General features: G+C 39.7%; 20 protein-coding genes. 13 read left to right on the top strand and 7 right to left on the bottom strand.

Annotated features, from left to right (window positions below; translation table 11 throughout):
• Positions 1 to 2 precede the first annotated feature (2 nt).
• The 3 genes from rbsK to G504_RS0112175 all read left to right on the top strand — a co-directional run bounded on the left by rbsK (position 3) and on the right by G504_RS0112175 (position 2,522).
• The gene (gene rbsK / locus G504_RS0112190) at positions 3 to 902 is read left to right on the top strand and encodes a ribokinase (protein ID WP_019670465.1); all 900 of its coding nucleotides are present in this window, start codon (positions 3 to 5) and stop codon (positions 900 to 902) included.
• 11 nt (positions 903 to 913) lie between these two features.
• Positions 914 to 1,909: a GRP family sugar transporter gene (locus G504_RS0112185; RefSeq protein ID WP_026348551.1), complete on the top strand. Its 996-nt coding sequence runs from the start codon at positions 914 to 916 to the stop codon at positions 1,907 to 1,909.
• A gap of 94 nt (positions 1,910 to 2,003) precedes the next feature.
• Complete coding sequence (locus G504_RS0112175; protein WP_019670462.1) at positions 2,004 to 2,522, top strand: ferritin; 519 nt, start codon at positions 2,004 to 2,006, stop codon at positions 2,520 to 2,522.
• A gap of 72 nt (positions 2,523 to 2,594) precedes the next feature.
• On the opposite strand, the gene G504_RS0112170 is transcribed toward G504_RS0112175, so the two are convergent.
• Both G504_RS0112170 and G504_RS0112165 read right to left on the bottom strand, forming a co-directional pair.
• A complete protein-coding gene (locus tag G504_RS0112170; RefSeq protein WP_019670461.1) occupies positions 2,595 to 2,927 on the bottom strand; it encodes a single-stranded DNA-binding protein in 333 nt (110 codons plus the stop codon).
• A 223-nt stretch (positions 2,928 to 3,150) separates the two neighbouring features.
• On the bottom strand, positions 3,151 to 3,732 hold the full coding sequence (locus G504_RS0112165) for a hypothetical protein (RefSeq protein WP_157473328.1): 582 nt from the start codon (positions 3,730 to 3,732) through the stop codon (positions 3,151 to 3,153).
• Between the two features lie 283 nt (positions 3,733 to 4,015).
• On the opposite strand from G504_RS0112165, the gene G504_RS0112160 reads away from it, so the two are divergent.
• The 5 genes from G504_RS0112160 (at position 4,016) to G504_RS0112140 (ending at position 11,696) form a co-directional block, all read left to right on the top strand.
• Positions 4,016 to 5,569: a M20/M25/M40 family metallo-hydrolase gene (locus G504_RS0112160; protein ID WP_019670459.1), complete on the top strand. Its 1,554-nt coding sequence runs from the start codon at positions 4,016 to 4,018 to the stop codon at positions 5,567 to 5,569.
• 9 nt (positions 5,570 to 5,578) lie between these two features.
• The gene (locus G504_RS0112155) at positions 5,579 to 6,868 is read left to right on the top strand and encodes a serine hydrolase domain-containing protein (protein WP_026348550.1); all 1,290 of its coding nucleotides are present in this window, start codon (positions 5,579 to 5,581) and stop codon (positions 6,866 to 6,868) included.
• Positions 6,869 to 6,911: 43 nt separating this feature from the next.
• Positions 6,912 to 7,814, top strand: coding sequence for a DUF6807 family protein (locus G504_RS0112150; RefSeq protein WP_040444202.1), 903 nt, complete (start codon positions 6,912 to 6,914; stop codon positions 7,812 to 7,814).
• A gap of 31 nt (positions 7,815 to 7,845) precedes the next feature.
• Positions 7,846 to 10,992, top strand: coding sequence for a VPS10 domain-containing protein (locus G504_RS0112145; protein WP_019670456.1), 3,147 nt, complete (start codon positions 7,846 to 7,848; stop codon positions 10,990 to 10,992).
• Between the two features lie 341 nt (positions 10,993 to 11,333).
• Complete coding sequence (locus G504_RS0112140; protein ID WP_019670455.1) at positions 11,334 to 11,696, top strand: hypothetical protein; 363 nt, start codon at positions 11,334 to 11,336, stop codon at positions 11,694 to 11,696.
• A 68-nt stretch (positions 11,697 to 11,764) separates the two neighbouring features.
• Here G504_RS0112140 and G504_RS0112135 read toward each other — a convergent pair whose 3' ends face one another.
• On the bottom strand, positions 11,765 to 12,238 hold the full coding sequence (locus G504_RS0112135; protein ID WP_019670454.1) for a CBS domain-containing protein: 474 nt from the start codon (positions 12,236 to 12,238) through the stop codon (positions 11,765 to 11,767).
• A 118-nt stretch (positions 12,239 to 12,356) separates the two neighbouring features.
• On the opposite strand from G504_RS0112135, the gene G504_RS0112130 reads away from it, so the two are divergent.
• From G504_RS0112130 to G504_RS0112120, 3 genes are all read left to right on the top strand, one after another.
• Entirely contained in the window at positions 12,357 to 14,633 is a 2,277-nt protein-coding gene (locus tag G504_RS0112130) for a M28 family peptidase (protein ID WP_026348549.1), read from the top strand.
• Positions 14,630 to 15,439 carry an NAD(P)-binding domain-containing protein gene (locus G504_RS0112125; protein ID WP_019670452.1) on the top strand — a complete coding sequence of 270 codons (810 nt, stop codon included), beginning with the start codon at positions 14,630 to 14,632 and terminating at the stop codon, positions 15,437 to 15,439. The genes G504_RS0112130 and G504_RS0112125 overlap by 4 nt, the downstream gene beginning before the upstream one ends.
• A gap of 221 nt (positions 15,440 to 15,660) precedes the next feature.
• Positions 15,661 to 16,365, top strand: coding sequence for a hypothetical protein (locus G504_RS0112120; protein WP_019670451.1), 705 nt, complete (start codon positions 15,661 to 15,663; stop codon positions 16,363 to 16,365).
• A 90-nt stretch (positions 16,366 to 16,455) separates the two neighbouring features.
• On the opposite strand, the gene G504_RS0112115 is transcribed toward G504_RS0112120, so the two are convergent.
• From G504_RS0112115 to G504_RS0112100, 4 genes are all read right to left on the bottom strand, one after another.
• The gene (locus tag G504_RS0112115) at positions 16,456 to 17,547 is read right to left on the bottom strand and encodes a DUF2652 domain-containing protein (protein WP_019670450.1); all 1,092 of its coding nucleotides are present in this window, start codon (positions 17,545 to 17,547) and stop codon (positions 16,456 to 16,458) included.
• 142 nt (positions 17,548 to 17,689) lie between these two features.
• Positions 17,690 to 19,279: an alpha,alpha-trehalase TreF gene (gene treF, locus G504_RS0112110; protein WP_083930763.1), complete on the bottom strand. Its 1,590-nt coding sequence runs from the start codon at positions 19,277 to 19,279 to the stop codon at positions 17,690 to 17,692.
• 48 nt (positions 19,280 to 19,327) lie between these two features.
• Complete coding sequence (locus G504_RS0112105) at positions 19,328 to 19,822, bottom strand: nuclear transport factor 2 family protein (protein ID WP_019670448.1); 495 nt, start codon at positions 19,820 to 19,822, stop codon at positions 19,328 to 19,330.
• Positions 19,815 to 20,309, bottom strand: coding sequence for a hypothetical protein (locus tag G504_RS0112100; protein WP_019670447.1), 495 nt, complete (start codon positions 20,307 to 20,309; stop codon positions 19,815 to 19,817). Before G504_RS0112100 ends, G504_RS0112105 begins: the two co-directional genes overlap by 8 nt.
• A gap of 64 nt (positions 20,310 to 20,373) precedes the next feature.
• On the opposite strand from G504_RS0112100, the gene G504_RS0112095 reads away from it, so the two are divergent.
• Entirely contained in the window at positions 20,374 to 21,324 is a 951-nt protein-coding gene (locus G504_RS0112095; RefSeq protein ID WP_019670446.1) for an NAD-dependent epimerase/dehydratase family protein, read from the top strand.
• Positions 21,325 to 21,401: 77 nt separating this feature from the next.
• Positions 21,402 to 22,100 carry a hypothetical protein gene (locus tag G504_RS0112090; protein ID WP_019670445.1) on the top strand — a complete coding sequence of 233 codons (699 nt, stop codon included), beginning with the start codon at positions 21,402 to 21,404 and terminating at the stop codon, positions 22,098 to 22,100.
• Positions 22,101 to 22,104: the final 4 nt, after the last annotated feature.

The following is a 22,104-nucleotide window of genomic DNA, read 5'->3' as shown; positions in this document are numbered from 1 at the left end:
AAATGCCAGAAATTGTTGTCGTTGGGAGTTCTAATACAGATATGGTGGTTAAAACGCCACGATTTCCTGAACCGGGAGAAACAATCCTTGGTGGTGATTTTTTTATGTTCCCCGGCGGAAAAGGTGCCAATCAGGCTGTGGCTGCCTCGCGTTTAGGGGGTAAGATAAATTTTATTTGTTGTGTAGGAGATGATATTTTTGGTGAAAATGCCCTTGAAGGATATAAAAAAGAAGGAATAAACATTAAAGGGGCTTTAATTGTAAAAGGTGAACCTTCCGGTGTGGCATTAATTACTGTAAATTCCGAAGGTGAAAACGAGATTGTTGTTGCATCGGGTGCAAATAACCTATTGACAAAAGCACATTTAAAAAGTGTATCTGGTCTACTCAAGGGCGCAGATATCATTTTAACTCAGTTAGAAACTCCTATCCCAATAGTTAGCCAATTGGCAGATCATTGCCGGGAATTTAATCAAAAACTGATCATTAATCCGGCCCCCGCCCGGAATCTGCCCAACGATATTCTGGAAGACTTATATCTTATTACCCCTAATGAAACTGAGACCAGAATTCTTACAGGCATCGAAGTTACAGACGAGTCATCGGCAATCGCGGCCTGCAAGGCCTTTTTTACAAAAAGGGTAAAAAATGTAATAATAACAATGGGCAGTAAGGGTGCTTTTTTTATGAATAGGGAATTACATTTTACAGTTAAATCGCAAAAAGTAAATGCAATAGATACCACAGCGGCAGGTGATGTATTTAACGGGGCTCTGGCAGTCTGTCTTTCACAAAATTTGTCCTGGAAAGAAAGTATCGAATTCGCCAATAAAGCGGCTGCAATATCTGTCACTAAAATGGGCGCTCAGACCTCCGCTCCTTTTGTCAATGAAATCAACTAATCTTAAATAATATGTTCATCATAGAATCGTACCCCATCGCTGTTTTCTTTTGTATTATTACCATGTTGGCCTGGGGTTCATGGGCAAATACGCAAAAACTGGCTTCAGCCGACTGGCGTTTCGAACTTTTTTACTGGGATTATGTTTTTGGGATAGTGCTTTTTTCGTTATTTCTGGCCCTAACTGCAGGAAATAGCGGGGATGCTGGTCGTCCTTTTTTGGAAGACTTGTTGCAGGCAGAGCCCGGGAATTTAGGTTCTGCTTTTTTGGGAGGAATTTTATTTAACGCAGCGAATATCCTGCTCGTTGCAGCAATTACAATCGCCGGCATGTCTGTAGCCTTCCCGGTTGGAATAGGCCTTGCATTAGTCATAGGTGTCGTTGTAAATTATCTGGATATTCCTGTTGGGAATCCGACTATGCTTTTTGGTGGAGTGGCACTTATCGTTATTGCTATGCTGCTTAATGCAAATGCTTATAAAAAACTTTCTGCAAGTCAGGACAAGGTTCCTACTAAAGGACTGGTATTAGCAATTATTGCCGGATTGTTAATGGGTTTCTTTTATAAATACGTGGCCAATTCCATGTTTCCAGAATTTAGTAATCCCATTGATGGAAAATTAAGCCCGTATACTGCTGTATTTATTTTTGCAATCGGAATTCTGGCCAGCAATTTTATTTTTAACACATTCCTGATGCGGAAACCATTCGAAGGAAAACCCGTAAGTTTTAAGGACTATTTTAATGGTGGTGGCAAAAACCACCTAATGGGTGTACTTGGTGGTGCCATTTGGTGTATCGGAATGTCTTTTAGTATTTTGGCATCAGACAAAGCCGGACCTGCCATTTCTTACGGTTTAGGTCAGGGAGCTACTGTCGTAGCGGCCTTATGGGGTATTTTCGTCTGGAAAGAATTTAAAGGCGCCCCAAAAGATGTTCCCAGGCTTCTCAATATAATGCTATTGGTTTATATAATCGGTCTGGCTTTGATTGTCCTGGCGAGATAATTATTTTCATTTATAGCTCTCAGAAATATTAAAATATTGTTGTTTTAAAAGTCCCTCATTACTAGATTTTGTAACTTTGATAAAAACAATTATCATGCTTTCAAAAAAAATGGAAAAAGCCCTGAACGATCAAATCAGGATTGAGGCAGAATCTTCACAGGTTTATTTGTCGATGGCTTCATGGGCAGAAGTAAAAGGGCTCGAAGGAATTTCTTTATTTATGTATAAACATTCCGATGAAGAAAGATTGCATATGTTAAAACTCATTAAATATGTAAATGAACGTGGAGGGAAGTCCACAATATCTGCGTTAAAGGAGCCCAAAGCTGTTTTTGATTCATTTCAAAAGATGTTTGAGGATTTATATGATCATGAAGTTTTTGTCTCCAAAAGCATCAATGAGTTGGTACATGTGGCCCTTGAGGAAAAAGATTATGCAACCCATAATTTTCTTCAATGGTATGTTGCCGAACAAATTGAAGAGGAAGCGCTTGCTCGTACCATTTTAGATAAAATCAACCTTATTGGAAATGATAAAGGGGGGCTATACCTTTTTGACAGGGATGTACAGCAAATTACTGTTGAAAGCGCAGCAGCAGGTGCGCAACAATAAAAAGAGGATCTTTCAGATCCTCTTTTACAGCGGCAATTAAAATTCCGCTTATTAAAATTCAGGGGATGGTAATTATTTTCCCAACATCACCAATTCATTGCATTTTATCTCGGTGATGTATCTTTTTTCACCTTCTTTATTTTCATAAGAGCGATGAACAAGCTTGCCTTCTACAGCCACCTCATTGCCTTTGGCCAGGTAATTTTCCACAATCTCCGCAGTTTTACCCCAGGCCACTACATTGTGCCATTGGGTATCTGTTACCTTTTCGCCTTTGCCGTTCTTGTAAATCTCATTGGTAGCCACTGAAAATTTGGCCAGTTTACCACCATTGTCAAGATTAACGATTTCAGGGTCCTGCCCCAGGTTACCAATCAACTGTACTTTGTTTCTAAGTGCGTTCATAATTTCTAATTTTAAGGATTAAACAGTTAATACTATCGGGTCTTATTCTCCGACACCACAAACATAGAACAGGGGTTTTGCGTTACTCGGTTAGGAAGTATTTATTTTCGTTTGTAAACGTTTGTAGTCGTTTGTAATCTTCTGCCCTGTATTACAACATAAATCGAAGTAAAAAGAAACCCCGCCTGAGGCGGGGTTAAATTGTTATTTAAATAATCCTTGGTCAGTCCAAATCTATACAAACTACTGAGTGAGCGATTAAATATACATCGCCTGATAATCCATCAACAGTATATGAATCCATAGCAACATTGTCCAAATTACCATGCTTATAGGGATATTGACCGGGGGCTACCGTGGGCACCTCTCTATTACCCCGTCTCTGCATTGGAAACTGATCATTTCCAATATAAAGATGTGTTTCCTTAAATACATAGCCATCCTCAGCTATGAAATCAACCTGAGCAACTCCATTGAAATAATTAAGTATTACTTTCCCGGCTACTTCACCTTTCGAGGTGTCACATTGACCTGCTCCGGCATAAATTCTATATGTGTGGTTCCCATTCCAGGATGCAACCGGACCTATTGTCCAGCCCCATCGGTTAAAGCCCTCGTCAAGAAAACATGCGGAGATCTCAGGAGCGCAGATTGCAAAACCCGTTTCACAGCCATCCTTTTCAGCATCCTCTTCAGAATTCTTTAAGTTGGTCGCATCCAATTCATTTTCCCCAAACTGTTCTGTGTCACAAGACACAAAAAATAACACCAGCCCAATTGTAAATAATAATCCAAGTTTTTTCATGATGTTTTTATTTTTAGTACCGTGCAAATTAGAATGGAAGTATTTCAATACCAAAAAAGTCCTTTCAATGGTTAAAAACATCCTTGATGAGCAGTTTTTAATGGCCTCCAACTTTCAATTTTCATTAAAAAACTCAGTTGGCCCACAATATAACAGCTGCCTATTTCGTAGGTCGAGATTGAAGTTTACACCGGGAAGCATAGTTTGATTTCGGAGAATGCCTGTCCTTATAAATGCAATTATTCCTATATTAGACTACTTTTCCAGAAATACACTTTGTAATATGTTAAGAATACCCCATCTGTTTATTTGTTTCTTACTATTAAACGTTACTCTTTTAATTGGCCAGTCCACAGAAGAAATCGTGGATCAAATAAAAAAAGAGGCCATTGAAAATTCCAGGCTGGAACAACTAGCTCATGAACTAATGGATGTTATAGGGCCCCGCCTGGTGGGTACACCCCAGATGGCTAAAGCCCACGACTGGGCCGTAGCTACTTTTGAGAAATGGGGAATAGATGCCCGTAATGAGGAGTGGGGTACCTGGAGAGGCTGGGAAAGGGGTATTACACATATAGATTTGGTTTCTCCCAGGGTAGCTTCCCTTCGGGGTATGCAGCTTGCTTGGAGTCCCGGCACTGCAGATTCAGGGATAACTGCTGAAGTAATTAACCTCCCGGCAGTGGAAGATTCACTGGCCTTTGCAAATTGGCTCCCTAATGTCAAAGGAAAATTTGTGACTGTTTCCATGAATCAACCCACCGGTCGTCCGGACTACAACTGGGAAGAGTTTGCTACCGAAGAATCTTTTGAAAAAATGAAAACCGAAAGGAAAGCACAGACCAGGGCCTGGTATCAACAAATAAGAAATACCGGATATAACACGGTTACACTAAACGGTGCTCTGGAACAGGCAGGTGCGGCAGGAATTATTGAATCCTATTGGTCCGAAGGTTTTGGTGCCAACAAAATATTTAATGCAAATACCAAAAATATTCCTGTAATAGACCTTTCGGTTGAGGATTACGGAATGATATACAGGATGGCTGAGAGTGGCAACAAGCCGGTATTAAAAGTAGTGGCCAAATCAAAAGAATTGGGCAGGGTCCCTACATTTAATACCATCGCCACTATCCCCGGAACTGAATTCCCTAAGGAGTACGTAGTTCTTTCTGCTCATTTTGATTCGTGGGATGGCGCAACCGGTGCTACCGATAATGGCACCGGTACCATTACGATGATGGAAGCTGCCCGTATACTCAAAGAAATATATCCTAACCCCAAACGTACAATTATAGTGGGGCTTTGGGGCGGTGAAGAACAAGGCCTGAATGGATCTCGTGCTTTCGTTGAAGACCGGCCCGAAGTTGTAAAAGGGTTACAGGCACTATTTAATCAGGATAACGGAACAGGCCGTGTTGTACAAATTTCCGGACAAGGATTCCTTGATGCCTACGATTATCTGGAGCATTGGCTTCAGGCTGTACCTCATGACATTCGAAAGCATATAGAAACTACATTTCCCGGATCTCCGGGTAGTGGAGGATCTGATTATGCCTCATTTGTTGCTATGGGGGTTCCCGCATTTTCCTTAAGCTCGCTAAGCTGGAGCTATGGAGATTATACCTGGCACACTAATTTAGATACTTACGATAAGATTGTTTTCGATGATGTACGGAACAATGCTATTCTAACCGCTATCCTTGCTTATATGGCTTCTGAAGACCCTGATAAAACCTCAAGGAAAAAGGCTACACTTCCAACAAATCTGAAAACAGGAATACAAAGAGAATGGCCCAAACCCCGATCTCCTGACAGGGCAGGCGGGCAAAATTAAAATTGAATTATGAGAAATATTAATGTCCTTTTTTGTTTGATGTTTACGGCAATGGTTTTTGCCCAAACCCCCTCTGTTAAAATTTCACCGGATCTTAGTCCGGCACCCCCGGCAACTGTTGGAATTTCTGATACACGGCTGAAGCGGATAGATGACATGCTCAAAAAAGCTGTTACGGATGGTGATATTCCCGGAGCCGTAGCTTTAATTGCAAGGGATGGAAAAATAGTTTTCCACAGCGCCTACGGCCTGGCCGATAATTCGGCAGGAATTAAGATTTATAATGATGCTATCTTCCGAATCGCTTCACAGACTAAGGCCATAACTTCAACTGCGGTAATGATGCTATGGGAAGAGGGCAAATTTAAACTGGATGATCCTGTTTCCAAATACATTCCCGAATTTAAAAATGCCCGGATTCTGGACACCTTTAATGAACAGGATACGACATATACCAGTGTGCCCTCAGAAAAAGAAATAACGATAAGACATTTGATTACCCATACCTCCGGAATTGGCTATGGGGTTATTGACAGTGATCCAAGATTCAAAGCAATTTATCATAAGGCCGGTATTACGGATCTCTTTACAACGGAAGATATTTCAATAGAGGAAAGTGTTAAGAAACTTGCCAGCCTTCCTTTACACCATACACCGGGCGAGAAATTTACATATAGCGAAGGCCTTGATGTGCTGGGCTACTTTATTGAAGTAGTATCGGGTTTACCCTTTGATCAGTTTCTCAAAACACGCATATTTGATCCATTAGGCATGACGGACACCTGGTTCTATTTGCCAGAATCAAAACATGATCGTCTGGTGAAAGTTCAGCACAAAGTAGACGGGGAATGGAAAAAATATCCGGTTACCTTCTATGATACAGATTACCCGATTAAAGGTGCCAAAAGATTTTTTTCCGGTGGAGCGGGTCTTTCCAGTACCGCAAAAGATTATGCAACTTTCCTTCAAATGTATTTGAATAAGGGAGAATTAAACGGCGTCAGGCTGTTGAGCCGAACCACCGTTAGAAGTATTATGGCTAACCAAATTGGTGATATCTGGAAAGACGGACCCAATCATTACGGATTGGCGTTTGGTGTGGTAAACCAAAAAGGAGAAGGTTCCGGTGGCATAGGCAGTGAGGGCACCTTTGACTGGGGTGGTTATTTTAACACTCAGTATTTCGCGGATCCTGAGGAGCAGGTCATTGGAATCCTCATGAAACAAACCCAGGGCACAACAAACGATAATACAGCCTGGAAATTCCGTCAGATGGTTTTTAGTGCTATCGATGACTAAACGGACGCAACCTTATAAGTTAGGATTTTACTGCCTCTGTTTTTTGGGCTTTTTGTTAGTGCCTTTATATGGAACTGCCCAATTAACCTATACCGAATCTGAGGCCGGCATACAAATAAAAGAAGGTGCTGAAAACGTACTTTTTTATCAAACACAAGCAAAATCACTCGACGGAGAATTTTCACGAAATAATTATATACATCCGCTCTATGCAATTGATGGATCTGTAATAACTGAAGATTTTCCTGAGGATCACCCCCACCACAGAGGTGTTTTTTGGGCATGGCATCAGGTGGTCATCGGAGATAAAAATATAGGAGATTCCTGGGAATGTAGAGATTTTATATGGAATATAGAGGAGTTTGAAATATCCAGGTCCGGCGAAAATCTTAACCTTATGGTTTCCACACATTGGGAATCTCCGCAATGGATAAACCCGGAGGGAGCTCAAAAACCCTTCTTGTTAGAAAATACGAAGATCAGTATATACCCAAGGAAAGAAAATTATAGGATAGTACGGTTTGAAATAGCACTATTAGCTCTTGAAAAGAATTTAAAAATAGGGGGCTCAGAGGATGAAAAAGGTTATGGCGGTTTTTCTGTGCGGCTGAAACTTCCGGAAGATATAAGGTTTTCATCCATCGAGGGTGTTGTTACCCCTCAAAACAGCGCAGTTGAAGCAGGAAGATGGATGAATATTTTTGGATCATTTACCAATAAAAATGCCCCTTCGGGAATTGCCATATTCTCTCACCAGGAATCTCCCGGGGATAAAGAAAACTGGATCTTAAGAGAAAAAGAAAGCATGCAGAATTGTGTGTATCCCGGAAGAAAAAGTGTCGCTGTGTCTACAATAAATCCTACTATTCTAAAGTATAGCCTCCTTATGTATGAAGGACAAATGTCAGGACGGGAGATACAGAAAATCTATAAAGAATTGAAGTAAACATTTATTATCTTACCACTTATTTTTTAATATGAAAACCATCCAACTATTTCTTGTCAGTCTGCTTCTGGTTCCTTTTGGCGTTCAGGCACAAAAACGTAAAACCAAAACGACTAACACTCATTTCGAGGTTCAGGATTCTCTTTATCATGGTCTGAAGTGGCGAAATATTGGACCATTCAGAGGTGGTCGTAGCGTAGCAAGCAGTGGTGTGGTTGGTCAACCCATGACCTACTATATGGGAGCCACCGGCGGTGGAATCTGGAAAACCACAGATGACGGTATTAGCTGGAAGAATATTTCCGACAAGTTTTTAAAAACCGGAACCGTTGGTGCCATTGCAGTTTCAGAAAGCAATCCAAATATTGTACTGGCAGGTATGGGAGAACACGCTGCCCGGGGAGTAATGACCTCCATGGGTGATGGGGTCTATAAATCTACTGATGCCGGAAAGACATGGAGGCATATTGGCCTGGATAAAACCCGCCATATTTCAGATGTGATAATACATCCGACAAATCCTGATATTGTTTTTATTGGAGCCCAGGGAGCGCAATATGGCCCTTCTGAAGACCGGGGAATCTACAGGTCAAAAGACGGGGGCACTAACTGGGAAAAAGTTTTATTTGTAAACAACACAACAGGGGCTTCTTCCCTGTCTATGGACATGAAGAACCCATTAATTCTATATGCGGCTTTCTGGGAACACAGCCGATATCCCTGGACCATGCAATCAGGCGGGAAAAATTCCGGTCTCTATAAATCCACAGATGGAGGTTCCACCTGGAATAAATTAAAGGACGGGCTGCCTGAAGAATTTGGAAAAGCCGGAATATCTGTTTCCCGGGCAAATCCGGAACGGGTATTTGCCGTGTTGGAAGCAGAAGGAAAAAAAGGCGGTGTTTACAGGTCTGATAATGCAGGTGAAAAATGGTCGCAGGTTAATAAAGACCGCATAAATATTGCGCGCTCCTGGTATTATATGGAAATATTTGCGGATCCTCAGGATGAAAATCTGGTTTATGTTTGCAATGCACCGGTAACCAAATCTATTGACGGCGGGAAAACATTTAGTTCGGTACCAACTCCTCATGGAGACAACCATCACCTATGGATAAACCCTCTGGATAATCAAAAAATGATCAATTCGAACGATGGAGGTGCCAATGTTTCCAATAATGGTGGCAAAAGCTGGAGCACACAGCAAAATCAGCCTACATCCCAGTTTTACAGGGTAATAACAGACAAGCTGGTGCCTTATAATGTATATGGTGGACAACAGGATAATTCTGCCATTGCAATTGCCAGCAGAACCAATGATGCGGGTATAGACTGGAAAGACTGGTACTCCGTTGCCGGATGCGAAAGCGCCTATCTGGCTTTTGATCCTGATAATCCTGAAATTGTTTTCGGCGGTTGTTATCAGGGGATTATAGAAAAATGGGTAAGAGCCTCAAGGGAAGGTAAACCCATTAAGGAATACCCGGAATTGGCTCTTGGAAATGCCCCGGAAAGCTTTAAATTTCGCTATAACTGGAATGCCCCGATAATAAGTTCCCCACATGACAGAAATACTATTTATCACGCTGGAAATGTAGTTTTTAAAACCACAGATGCAGGTATTAATTGGTCCGTAATTAGTCCTGATCTCACCCGAAATGACAAAAGCAGGCAAGGCCCCGGGGGTGGCCCTTACACCAATGAAGCAGCAGGAGGGGAAAATTATAACACCCTGATGTACCTGGTAGAATCGCCCCATGAAGAAGGAGTGCTGTGGGCCGGTAGTGATGACGGACTTATCCATATAACTAAAAATAGCGGAGAAAATTGGGAAAACGTTACTCCTGAAGGCCTGGAAGAAGGTATTATTAATAGCATAGAGGTATCTCCACACAATGCTGCCACAGCATATGCAGTGGTAATGCGTTATAAGTTTATGGATTTAAAACCATACATATTTAAAACTACTGATTATGGCAAAACCTGGTCTAAAATAGTACAAGGAATAACAGACGAACATACTTTTGTGCGCGTTGTTCGCGAAGATCCTAAGCGCCAGGGGCTTTTATATGCCGGTACAGAAACCGGATTGTATATTTCGTTCAATGATGGTTTAAACTGGCAGCATTTTCAGCTAAATTTACCTGTAGTCCCAATAAATGACCTTACAATTCAGGATAATGATCTCGTAGCCGCTACAGCAGGCAGATCATTTTGGATTTTAGATGATCTTGGGGCAATCCAGAATAGTTCAATGGATAATACTGCACTGTCTATCTTTAAACCTAAAGACACTTATTTGTTTTTTGGTGGAAGTTCGGACAAACCGGTTCCGGGCCTGGGTCAAAACCCTAAACAAGGGGTTACTTTTGATTATTATCTGAATGAGGACTCGGATAGCCTGAATCTTGAATTGCATGTACTTCATAATGGAAAGTTAATCAGGACCGTTACCAACAAAAACCAAAAAGAATTTAAGTCTTGGGCGGGCGGACCATCTAAACCGGCAGTCTTACCTTCAAAAAAAGGGTACAACAGATTTACATGGGATTTTCGAAAAGAAACACTCCCTGCAGTGGATAATGTATTTGTTTATGGAAATTATTCGGGTTCCCATGTAGCTCCGGGCAACTATGTCCTTCGATTGTCTTTAGAAGGCAAGGTGGTGGAGACGGAAGTAAGCATTCTGCCCAATCCAAAAGTAAAGACTTCCAAAGCTGATTTTGATGAACAACAGCTTGTATTGGATCAGATTGAAAATACAATTAAAAACATTCATGAATCCGTGGCAGTAATGCGTTCGGCAAAAAAACAATTGAAAACTTATGAAGAGCTGCTCAAGGAAAATGAAATTGCAACAGATCTCCTGGAAAAAGGAAAGGGACTAATTAAACGTATAGACAGCTGGGAACAAAACCTTATTCAGCCCAATCAGAAAACCTATCAGGATGTCATTAACTATAACAACCAACTCAATGCCCAATTAATGCATCTGAAAGGTTTTGTAGACAGTTCAGATCCAAAAGTAACGCAAGGTGCCAAACAAAGGCTGGCCGATCTTTTGGATGACTGGAAAACCTATGAGAATGAGAAGAAAGCCATAGTGAATACCGAAATGGCGTCCTATAACAAGATGTATACAGATTTGGGGTTACCTGCAATCATCCTCGAGGAGTAAAGCCTGTGGCCCTTTCATACAAAGGCGTAAATTTTACAGTTACCGCTTAAAATTATTCGCTTATAAGAGAACAAATTATTTGAAGTCAACTTTACAGAAGTTAACCAGAGCAATGCATAATTGGAATCATGGAATTTAAATGTATTCATTTTTGAGGAAACCAATCTGGTGCAGGCGTAATTTGATATAGTCCTCAATTTTAAAATTGAGCCTGATCAAAATCAACTTAAGAAGGCTAAATTCTTAAAAGAAGGAGTTGTGAGGTTGCCTGGAAAATACGATAATGTAGTAGTCCGGCTTACTCCAAACATTTATGGGAGTAGCCGTTTCTTATACCGAACATGGAACATCAGCAAGAAAAAAAATGTCTTGAATGCGGGGAAAAAATTAAAGGCCGGGTAGATAAAAAATTCTGCTCGGACTACTGCCGAAATGCGTATAATAATAAACTCAATAAGGATAGCAAAAACCTTGTAAGAAATATAAATAACCGACTTCGAAAAAACTATAGAGTCCTGGATAGTTTTACCCTAAAAGATGGTAAAACCCGCACTACTAAGACACGTCTAATGGATAAAGGTTTCGATTTTGAATATATAACCAATCTGTATACAACAAAAAAAGGCACTACCTATTACTTTGTTTACGACCTTGGTTACCTCCCTTTGGATAATGATTATTACATGATTGTTAAACGAGAATAGACAGAATACTCTAAGATATCCAAATCCCGATAAGGAAAAAGTCTTTCAGCCTTCTAAATTTAAAAGGGTTATTTCCAGTTTTCACCACTGAGTTTGAGCGCAGCAATTACGATGTCTTTTCTACTAATCTGACCTACAAGCAAACCATCTTTCATAACCGGTAATCTTCTTCGATTGTGTCTGTCAAAGATTCCTGCAGCATCAAAAATGCTCATATCGTGTGGTATGGTCTCCACATTCTTTGTCATAAAACGCTCAACGCTTTTATCCAGGATGGGTTGGTTAAAATAACGGCTCTCAGAAATCTGCTTCATACAATCTGCTTCAGATATAATCCCAACCAGAAAACCATTATCATCCATTACCGGGCCTCCCGAAATATGGTGTTTTGCGAAGGATTCCATTACCTCAAGTATGGATTGATCGGGACTAAAAGTCACTAACTTCCTGGTCATATAATCCTCCACTAAGATAGGAGCATCATATTCCTTTTTTTTGGATCTTTCATTGGCTCTACGGCCCATAAAACTCTTTATTCCCATGCCTTTTCAGAATTTGCTTAATATTAAATATACGTATTTCCTGAATAAGTATTAAATATATTCGGTAAAATGAGCCAAAGCATCAGAATTTTATACTTTTATCTATCAATTCCGAATTATGAAGACATATGTCCGGCCAATCTCCTTTCTCCTTATTCTATTGGCTATTTACCTGAGTTTTGACACTGTAATGCCTACATATAAGTCGGATTTGGACAAGCCTGATATCACTTTTTCTACTGACCGGGCATTAGAACATGTTGAAGCCATATCTATAAAGCCACATGCCGTGGGCTTTGATGCCCATGAAACGGTAAAAAAATATATTATTGATCAATTAACTCAAATGGGGTTAGAACCCTCAACTCAAAAAGGATATACTGCCGGAGATTGGGGTAATTTTAGTAAGGCGGAAAATATAATTGCCAGAATAAATGGCTCTCAGCCGGGAAAAACCCTTGTGCTGCTCTCGCATTATGACAGTAACCCGCACTCTTCTATGGGGGCAAGTGATGCAGCGAGCGGAGTTGCAACCATACTGGAAGGTGTCCGGGCTTATTTAGCAAGTGATACGATTCCTAAAAATGATATACTTATTCTCTTTTCTGACGCCGAAGAATTAGGTTTAAATGGTGCCGACTTATTTGTAAACAGGCATCCCCGGGCAAAAGACGTAGGTTTGGTTTTGAATTTCGAAGCGCGCGGTAGCGGCGGCCAATCCTATATGCTTATTGAAACAAACCGGGGAAATGAAAAATTAATAGAAGAGTTTACCAAAGCAGATCCTGATTATCCGGTAGCAAATTCACTGGTATATAGTGTATATAAATTACTCCCGAATGATACAGATCTTACTGTTTTCAGGGAAGATAGGGATATTGAAGGTTTTAATTTTGCCTTTATTGATGACCATTATGACTACCATACCGCGCTAGATAACTATGACCGCCTGGATAAGAATTCCCTGGCGCATCAGGGAAGTTATTTAATGCCTCTCCTGCACCATTTCAGCCAGTCGGACCTTACCGACTTAAAGAGCTTAAACGACTCTATATATTTTAATGTGCCCTTATTCAAATTTATTTCATACCCTTTTGACTGGATTTGGCCCATGTTCTATTTGGCTTTGGTCTTGCTGGTTGCGCTCCTTTTCTACGGTTTTAAAATAAAGCGTCTTAATCTGAAAGAAATTGGCAGGGGGTTCTTGCCCCTATTGCTTACATTGGCTATAAACGGAATCGCTGGCTGGTATGCTTGGTCTGCATTAAAGTGGATTTACCCTCAGTATAATGATATTTTGCATGGCTTTACGTACAACGGACATATGTATATTATTGCCTTTGTACTTTTCTCCCTTGGTGTTTGTTTCCGGGTCTATCACCATTACAGGGAAATACCAATTTCAAATCTACTGGTAGCTCCGCTAATCATTTGGTTAATCATAAGTTGGGGGTTAACATCCTACTTGCCTGGCGCAAGTTATTTTATATTACCCCTTTATGCACTTTTAGGGTCATTAATGATAAGCGTTCAAGAGGAAAAATCAAATCTGTATTTTTTAGTGGTTCTGGCGTTTCCGGCCATTTGGATATATACCCCTTTTATTCAAATGTTTCCTGTAGGGTTGGGTTTAAAAATGTTGGTAGCATCTACCGTTCTTACAACCCTTACCTTCTTTCTGCTCCTACCGGTTTTTGAAGCTTATAAACATAAGAAACGAATCGCCTCTTTGTCTTTTCTTTTATTCCTGGGGTTTATGGTATCGGCCCATATAAACTCAGGTAATAAAAGTGAAAATCCAAAGCCCACAAGTCTCTTGTATATTCTTAATACAGATAAAAACAAAGCGCAATGGGCTACTTATGAAAATGACCTATCTTCCTGGACTTCCCAATATCTGGGGGAAAACAAAACCATTCCCGAAGGTCTTGCCACCATTAGCAGTAAATACGATACCGATTTTACCTATGTGGCAGATGCTCCAATAAAAGAACTATTGCCGCCCAAAGTTGAAGTCACTATAGATACGCTAATTGGGGAGCACCGCGTATTGGAATTCCGTATTAGCCCGCAACGAGATGTAAATAGATTGGATGTCTTTACAAATGAAACAAGAATTTTGGAAGCCAAAATAAATAGTGTTGCACTATCCGATTATTATCTGGACAACAGGAAAGGAAGAAAGCTAATTACGCATTTCATAAGCAATAATGATTATACCGAAATACAGCTGAGGATCCCTAAAGAAGAATCATTAGAACTAACATTATACGAAGCTTCCAACGATCTGCTGAATAATCCTGTATTTTCAGTTCCTGAAAGAGGAAAAGAATTCATTCCGATGCCCTTTGTTCTTAATGATGCCGTTTTATTGATTAAAACAATTAAATTTTGAAAAATACTGTTGGAATTATTGGATGTGGATGGCTCGGGTTACCCCTGGCCAAATCTCTGATACAAGATGGCTATCATTTACGTGGAAGCACTACCAATAACTCAAAACTGTCCATTTTGGCAGAGGAAGGAATAATGTCCTATCTGATTATTTTGGGACAGGGTGGGATAAAAGGGCCTATTAAAGAATTTCTGGACGGACTCGATGTCCTTATTGTAAATGTGCCGCCCAGGCTAAGGGGCAACAACATTGAGAATTACGTGCTGAAGATGAAATTTTTTCACGATGAAATAGGAAAATCAAGTGTTAAAAAAATACTATTTGTGAGCAGTACTTCGGTATATGGCGATGCAGAAGGGGAGGTAACAGAAGATTCATCGCCCATGCCTGTGACTGAATCCGGCAAACAACTGCTTGAAGTTGAAAAGATTTTTCAAAAAGACAAATCCATTCAAACTACCATTATACGATTTGGAGGTCTTATTGGGCCAAAAAGACATCCTGTTACAATGCTTTCCGGCAAGAAAAACCTAAGTAATGGAAATGATCCTGTAAACCTGATACACTTGAATGATTGTATTCATCTGATTAAATCGGTCATAGAAAACAAGTGGTGGGATCAAATCTTTAACGGTGTCTATCCCGAACACCCATTGAAAAAAGATTATTATTCACAAATGGCAGATAAAAATAAGCTTCCGAGACCCCAGTATCTGAACTCTGAATCCAATAAAAGTGGAAAAATAATTATTAGCAGGAATTTCCTCAATAAAAATATCCGCTTTTATACAGAAATCAATGAATAATTCTGCTCAATAATCCCATTACTAAAAGGATGCCATGCGGCGACCTTTTTTGTTATCCCTGCAAATACTGAAACCGGTCATACCAAAAATAAATTAACAGAGACCGGTCGAATAGTAATTGCCAGACCCTAAAAAGGGCCGACGAACCTATTTTTTAAGAGTTTCCTTATATAAAGACCAAAAAAAATGTATTAGTTTTGCCGCACAAAATTTATGGGATAATGAAAAAACTTTTATTTGTTATTATTGTTTGTCTGGGATATTCTTACACCGGATATTCGCAAACATCCACAGAGCTGCAGAAGCATTTTGAGGCATATTATACCGAAATGAAAAAACAGTCTGATATATCCGGTATTATCAATGCGCTGACTCACCTGAATGTGATTTCACCTTCAATTGAAAGGAGAGATACCCTTGCATATGTATATGCCAATAACAATCAGCATCTGCAGGCATTAAATACTATTGGAATTGAAAAGAACGATACAGATTCAGATCTTGCGGTCCAGGTAAAGGCAATTTCATTGAAAGCGCTGAATCAGCCTAAAAGAGCCCTTGAACAGTTTGAGGTATTATATTCCAGGCAGCCAAACGCCTATTTGGCTTATGAACTGGCAGATCTCAAGATTCAGGTTGGGGATAACGCAGGTGCCAGCGTCAATATTGAATATGGCATCCTTAACGCTGCAGATGAAATGAAATATGCATTTTATGAAAGACAGCAGCCGTATGAAGTCCCACTTAGGGCCGCCTTCTTACATTTAAAAGGTCTTATCCAATACAATATGAATAAGGATGATATTGACGTGGCAATTGCCACTATTGATGAAGCCTTAAAACTTGATCCTAACTTTAATCTGGCAAGTCTTAGTAAACAGGCACTCGAATCCAGGAAAGCCGAATCTACCGAAAAACAGAATTAGGTTTTCTTTCAAACATAACAAAAAGGCGGGCAAATATTGCCCGCCTTTTTTATTACAATAAATGAATTGATTTAAAATGTCATTCCTCTATCAGGTGGGCTTAGTACCCCTTTCTTCGCTGAATTTAAACAATAAATCCAAGCTATTTTTAGTGTTTTTCACTAATACCCTTTTGCCAAAAAGAGTCATTAGTATTTTTTTTAGTAAAGATCTTGTTTCCCAATAAAGTTCTACTTTTAAATGACTGGAATCTTCTGAAATAGGGCTAAAAGTATAAAATTGATAGAAGGTATCCGCGACAGGAATATTGGTAGTTTTTTCTCCATAAACATATTTTCCGGACTTGACTTTTTTCTTAACGGCTTCAAAGTTAAAATGTTTATTATTTATTACGCATACGTGTTCTGTGCCCAATCTCGTAACTTCATTTTCGTTGTAATCAAATCTATCAACGCCTTTTACCCAAAAATTTCTATAGGTAAGATTGGTAACATATTCTAAAAGTGTTTCGGCCGGAATATAAAAATTCCTTTCCAAAACAAAGTCGGGTGGTGTATCAAATACAACCTCTTTAGCACGGGAATATTCTATTATATTTAATTTGCTACTATCAATTAACGAATAAATATATTCAACTACTTCCTGGTCATAAATATCTTTCCCCTGCCTAAATCTGAAAACCTTGCTATAATAATAAATTGGCAGCTCAATGCAGGAAGAGAGTTCCTTGCTTATTAGCACGTAATTATTACTTTCAACAGAATTCTTAAGTAACCTGTGTGCTTCTATAACCTGTTTTCCAAATGGCTTTCTGTTTCCCTGTACTTCCAGAAATTCAATCTCACCACAATGAGCAACAATTTTTAACTCCAGTTTAGGAGCAGAGGCACAGGCATTGCACGGACAAATTCTATTCTCTTCCAAAAGTTTCAGATGCCCTGCAAATGCAGTAAACATGGTTTCTATCTGGGCAAGCAATTTTTCCTGTGAAAGCAATTCCCCTTCCTTATAAAAAAAAAGGGCGTCTCCTTCAACCTCTGCCAGCTGTAGCTCCTCCGTATTTGCTTCTATGAGTACTTCCAGCAATTCGGCAATAACATGCTGGCTATGTGTTACTTCTGTGGTCTGAACAAATTTAGTGAAACCCGAAATGTCCGGTATAAAAAGCAGTGACCTTGCCATAGTTGTATATAATAGTCCAATTAAGATTACTATCCAATACGTCCTGAATTAACCTTAAACTTTCACCAAACCTTAAAATTTTTTCAGAATGAAAAGGGTTGTTATTTAAATGTTGCCATCTATTAGCGACCTGTTTAATGTGTCAGTCAGTCTCCATTTGTTCTACCAGGGCCTTAAACCCTAATGCTACGCCATTGGTCCAGCCAAATCCATCCTGGGTCTCGTATTCACCTCCCCCGGATAGCAAGCTCGTATCCTCTACATTATACTTTTCCATCATCTTTCCGGTGTTTCTGTAAACCCTTTCATTGATTGCCAGCCATCTTTTCATTATATCCAACGCTTCTTCTTCATACCCATAGTTGAGCAAGCCGTGCACAGCCATCCATTGCAAAGGAGCCCATCCGTTTGGGGCATCCCATTGTTGCCCTGTGTTTTTTAGCGTAGTGAGAAGACCTCCGCCTTTTAAAAAATCAGCGATTAATTTTTCCTTAACCGCTGCTGCCTGTTCCTTTGTGGCAATGTTGAAGAACAAAGGATAAACAGCCGCCAGTGTAAATTCATCTGTATTGCTTTTCGTTCTAAATTCATAATCCATAAAGAATTGTACATCTTCATCCCAAAAGGTTTTTTGAATCAACTCCTTACGCTTCAATGCCTTTTTACCGTATTGCAATTCAGATTCCTTATCCCCTTTTAAACTATATCCATAAGCTATTTGCTTCTCCATAAAATAAAGCAGGCAGTTCAGGTCTACCGGTAATATATTTGCTGTATTTGTAGATCTAAAAGAATCTTCCTCAGCGAACCATCGGCTGCTAAAATCCCAGCCGGAAGTTGCACCGGCCCTTAAATTAACATACAGATCTGTTTTTTCCTTCTCCGTCGCCAGGTCCGCAGCCAAATGATAATCTTCCTTGTAGCTTTCAGGGCGTGGTGTAAGGCTGCTGTCCCAATAGCGATTAAGGAAGGAATCATCTCCTACTTTAACCACATACTTGTTAGCCTCATACTGGCTTTCAATTAAATCCTTACCCGCCATCCAAAAATCATATTCCTTCGCTATCCGTGGTAAATACTCAACTAAAACCATACTGTCTTTGCGAGCTAATGCGGAAGCCATGAGCGTAAAAAAGGGTGGTTGTGAACGACTTAAATAATAATTCCTGGTGCCATTTGGGATAAATCCCAGGGTGTCTATTAAATAAGCGAAATTATCAACCATGTTCCTGGCAATGTGCTCCTGATTATCTACCAACAAACCTTCTATGGTAAAATAACTGTCCCAATAATAAATTTCCTTAAATCTACCTCCGGGTACAACGTATTCATAAGGAAGGGATATTCTGGAAGAATATGGGACTAAAGAATCCGGCCCTCTGGTTAATTTGCCCCAGATGCTGCTAATATGCTCATACATCGTATGGGTTGTGTCTGTTTCAAAGGTCAATGTTGCCGTAGACTTATCGCTGAAATTTTCCGCGACAAAAGCTTTAAGATCAAAATTCTCATCTTGTCTTTCTTTCTCATATTTATTGTTTAGCGCATAATAAGAATCCTTAGGGACAAGATCTACGAAAGTCTTGGAATCTTCAAAGATTGCTTCCATTTGCACATCCATAAATAATGGAGAGGAATAATAATCTATTTGCTGCTCTTTGGGTTCCGTTTTGCAACCCACTGATAAGATAAATAGAAAAATAAAAGAGAGGAAGATTCTGTCGATTTTCATAATATCATAATTTTCTGACTGATCTGGCCATATGAAATATCATATGTTCTAGCGGAGTTTTTTGTTTAGTATGAATAGGCTATCCTTTTCCTTTTTCAGCTGAGTAACCTGATCCACATCCTCGTTTGGAATAGTAATGGAAAGCACATAGTGTTTTATTCTCCATTTACCATTTTCTTTGGCAAGCACACCAGATCCCCGGCAAATTTCCATTTGGGTATCCAATAATTCATCAAACCAGGCAAAATTTCCTGATTTATCAATATAAATATTTCGTTCAATAGTTGTAAAACTCCAGGCTTTACCCCTATCAAAATAGGGTTTTGAAAATGTCCTGAAATCCTCATTTTGCCAATTTTCTGAGGCATCCGTCCCTATAAACACGCCGTCATCCGCCAGTATCCCAAAATAAGTCTCATAATCGGCTTTGGATGCTGCCTCATGCCATTCATTAATCAGTTCATTCAATTCCTTTTGGCTATTTTCCTGGGCAATCAAATGCCCTGCAAATAACATTAGGATAATCATTAATAACCTATTCATCTAAAATCATTTTTGTGTCCAAATTATAATTTACCATTACATTAAACTGATTGCGCAGTCCGTTAAAAGCATTGACCATTTCAATGGTTGGTTCCATAGGGTCCTTGCGGTATTCGAGGGTTGCCCTTACTTTTAGAATATACGTTTTAAAAACTTTTTGCCTGCTTTTTACCTGTGGTTTATCAAAAAGTTCCGGGTAGTTGGAAACAGCAAGTGCATTTTGTTTCTCTATAAACTCATCAATAAGGAGAATGAGTTCTTCATTATTTTCAACGGCGTAAAGTCCGTCAAAAGCCATATCCAAATCTTTAAATTCGGCCCAGGTATCCACAATTGCGGTGGCCCCGCTATTTAAAGTTGATTTTTTTGGCAGGTTCTGAACATCAAATTCCAACTCATCTGCCTCAACACTTTGTTCAGAACTTTGCTTATTGCCACAGGAGAACACGAGCAACGAAATTAACCCAATGACAAACAATTTTCTCATAAGACGAATGTACAAATTTTAATAAAAGCTATCTTTACCAAGGAATTTTATTTACCCTTCAACTATGCATAAATCCATCCTTATTTTGGGAGCTTGCGGGCAGATTGGCACAGAACTTACCTTTGCCTTAAGAGAATTATACGGAAATGACCAGGTGGTTGCCAGTGATATTCGTGAAGGCAGTGAGAGTTTAATGAACTCGGGGCCGTTTGAATTACTCGATGCTACCAATTACGCAGCTATTGAGGATGTTGTAATGTATCATGAAATTGAAGAAGTTTACCTAATGGCTGCTATGTTAAGTGCAACTGCTGAGAAATTTCCTGAAAGGGCATGGAATTTAAATATGAATTCACTTTTCAACGTATTAAACCTCGCAAAAGAAAGGAAAATTGAAAAAGTCTTCTGGCCTTCCAGCATAGCGGTATTTGGCCCAAATACCCCAAAAGACAATACGCCTCAAAGCACCCTGATGGAACCAAGCACTGTTTACGGCATAAGCAAACAATCCGGTGAAAGATGGTGCTCCTATTACTACCATAAATTTGGGGTGGACGTAAGAAGTGTAAGGTACCCGGGATTAATTAGCTGGAAAACCCTCCCCGGGGGAGGTACGACAGACTATGCAATTGAAATATATCACGAAGCTCTGAACAAGGGAAGCTATACTTGTTTTCTGAACGAGGACGCAAAACTTCCCATGATGTTTATGGATGATGCTATCAGGGCTACTATTAAACTCATGGATTGCAATTCTGATCAGCTAACGGTGAGGTCTTCCTATAACCTGTCAGCCATGAGTTTATCTCCGGCTGATATCAGCGCCAGCATAAAGAAACGCATTCCGGATTTCAAAATATCCTATGATCCGGATTTCAGACAAACAATTGCAGAAACCTGGCCCCGGAGCATTGATGATACCAAAGCTAAAGAAGATTGGGGGTGGGAACCGCAGTTTAACCTTGAAAATACAACTACAGAAATGCTGAAGAACCTGCCTTCCCAAAGTTTTTAAATCTTTTTTATTCTTAGAATCCAATAGCAGATTTCAATGGAATTATCTGTATTTTTAAGTCTATAAAAACATGAATTATGAAATGGTCTATTCTCTTCTTATCGGTATTTTCTGTCATAACTTTGCAGGCCCAGATCCAGGCCGGGGTTTATCATGCGCAGGATAGTGTTAACGGACTTACCCATGAACTAAAAATTGACAACTCGTATTTTATTCATACGATTTACTCGGAATCGCCCGCAGCTTTTATAAAGACCATAGGTGGTTTTTACAATTTAGAGAACGGAGTCTTAAAGGTGGAGCTTGAATTTAATTCTAATTATGAAGAGGATACTACCACATCTGTTGCATTGCCTTTAGAAGTAGTTGAAAATGGTTTGATGTTAGCTGGGGAAAACAACTTATTTTTTAAGAAAGACCCGGAATTTAATCAGCCATTGGATGGCAAGTGGCTTTTTGCAACACGCGGGCCGGATGAAGGTCAGGAAAGACGGGGAGAAAGTAATTCGCGTAAAACAATGAAGTTTTTATCGGATGGCCATTTTCAATGGATTGCCTATGATTCGGAAACTTTTAAATTTTCCGGAACCGGAGGCGGTACTTACACTTCAAAGGATGGGATTTATTCTGAAAGCATTCAATATTTTTCCAGAGATAATGCCAGGGTAGGTGCAAAACTCAGTTTCACTTATGAAATAAAAGGCAATGACTGGCACCATAAGGGAAAAAACAGCAAGGGAGGGCCCATGTATGAGATCTGGGCAGTGAGAAACTAATTTT

It is taken from the genome of Eudoraea adriatica DSM 19308 (assembly GCF_000382125.1).
In the GTDB taxonomy this organism is placed as follows: domain Bacteria; phylum Bacteroidota; class Bacteroidia; order Flavobacteriales; family Flavobacteriaceae; genus Eudoraea; species Eudoraea adriatica.
Note: the sequence above shows the minus strand (reverse complement) of the source record. Positions and strands in the feature narration are given on the sequence as shown.

What these genes read in the sequence shown, in the direction of transcription:
- rbsK (WP_019670465.1), top strand. Translation starts at nt 3, where the DNA reads ATGCCAGAAATTGTTGTCGTTGGGAGTTCTAATACAGATATGGTGGTT.
- G504_RS0112185 (WP_026348551.1), top strand. Translation starts at nt 914, where the DNA reads ATGTTCATCATAGAATCGTACCCCATCGCTGTTTTCTTTTGTATTATT.
- G504_RS0112175 (WP_019670462.1), top strand. Translation starts at nt 2,004, where the DNA reads ATGCTTTCAAAAAAAATGGAAAAAGCCCTGAACGATCAAATCAGGATT.
- G504_RS0112170 (WP_019670461.1), bottom strand. Translation starts at nt 2,927, where the DNA reads ATGAACGCACTTAGAAACAAAGTACAGTTGATTGGTAACCTGGGGCAG.
- G504_RS0112165 (WP_157473328.1), bottom strand. Translation starts at nt 3,732, where the DNA reads ATGAAAAAACTTGGATTATTATTTACAATTGGGCTGGTGTTATTTTTT.
- G504_RS0112160 (WP_019670459.1), top strand. Translation starts at nt 4,016, where the DNA reads ATGTTAAGAATACCCCATCTGTTTATTTGTTTCTTACTATTAAACGTT.
- G504_RS0112155 (WP_026348550.1), top strand. Translation starts at nt 5,579, where the DNA reads ATGAGAAATATTAATGTCCTTTTTTGTTTGATGTTTACGGCAATGGTT.
- G504_RS0112145 (WP_019670456.1), top strand. Translation starts at nt 7,846, where the DNA reads ATGAAAACCATCCAACTATTTCTTGTCAGTCTGCTTCTGGTTCCTTTT.
- G504_RS0112140 (WP_019670455.1), top strand. Translation starts at nt 11,334, where the DNA reads ATGGAACATCAGCAAGAAAAAAAATGTCTTGAATGCGGGGAAAAAATT.
- G504_RS0112135 (WP_019670454.1), bottom strand. Translation starts at nt 12,238, where the DNA reads ATGGGAATAAAGAGTTTTATGGGCCGTAGAGCCAATGAAAGATCCAAA.
- G504_RS0112130 (WP_026348549.1), top strand. Translation starts at nt 12,357, where the DNA reads ATGAAGACATATGTCCGGCCAATCTCCTTTCTCCTTATTCTATTGGCT.
- G504_RS0112120 (WP_019670451.1), top strand. Translation starts at nt 15,661, where the DNA reads ATGAAAAAACTTTTATTTGTTATTATTGTTTGTCTGGGATATTCTTAC.
- G504_RS0112115 (WP_019670450.1), bottom strand. Translation starts at nt 17,547, where the DNA reads ATGGCAAGGTCACTGCTTTTTATACCGGACATTTCGGGTTTCACTAAA.
- treF (WP_083930763.1), bottom strand. Translation starts at nt 19,279, where the DNA reads ATGAAAATCGACAGAATCTTCCTCTCTTTTATTTTTCTATTTATCTTA.
- G504_RS0112105 (WP_019670448.1), bottom strand. Translation starts at nt 19,822, where the DNA reads ATGAATAGGTTATTAATGATTATCCTAATGTTATTTGCAGGGCATTTG.
- G504_RS0112100 (WP_019670447.1), bottom strand. Translation starts at nt 20,309, where the DNA reads ATGAGAAAATTGTTTGTCATTGGGTTAATTTCGTTGCTCGTGTTCTCC.
- G504_RS0112095 (WP_019670446.1), top strand. Translation starts at nt 20,374, where the DNA reads ATGCATAAATCCATCCTTATTTTGGGAGCTTGCGGGCAGATTGGCACA.
- G504_RS0112090 (WP_019670445.1), top strand. Translation starts at nt 21,402, where the DNA reads ATGAAATGGTCTATTCTCTTCTTATCGGTATTTTCTGTCATAACTTTG.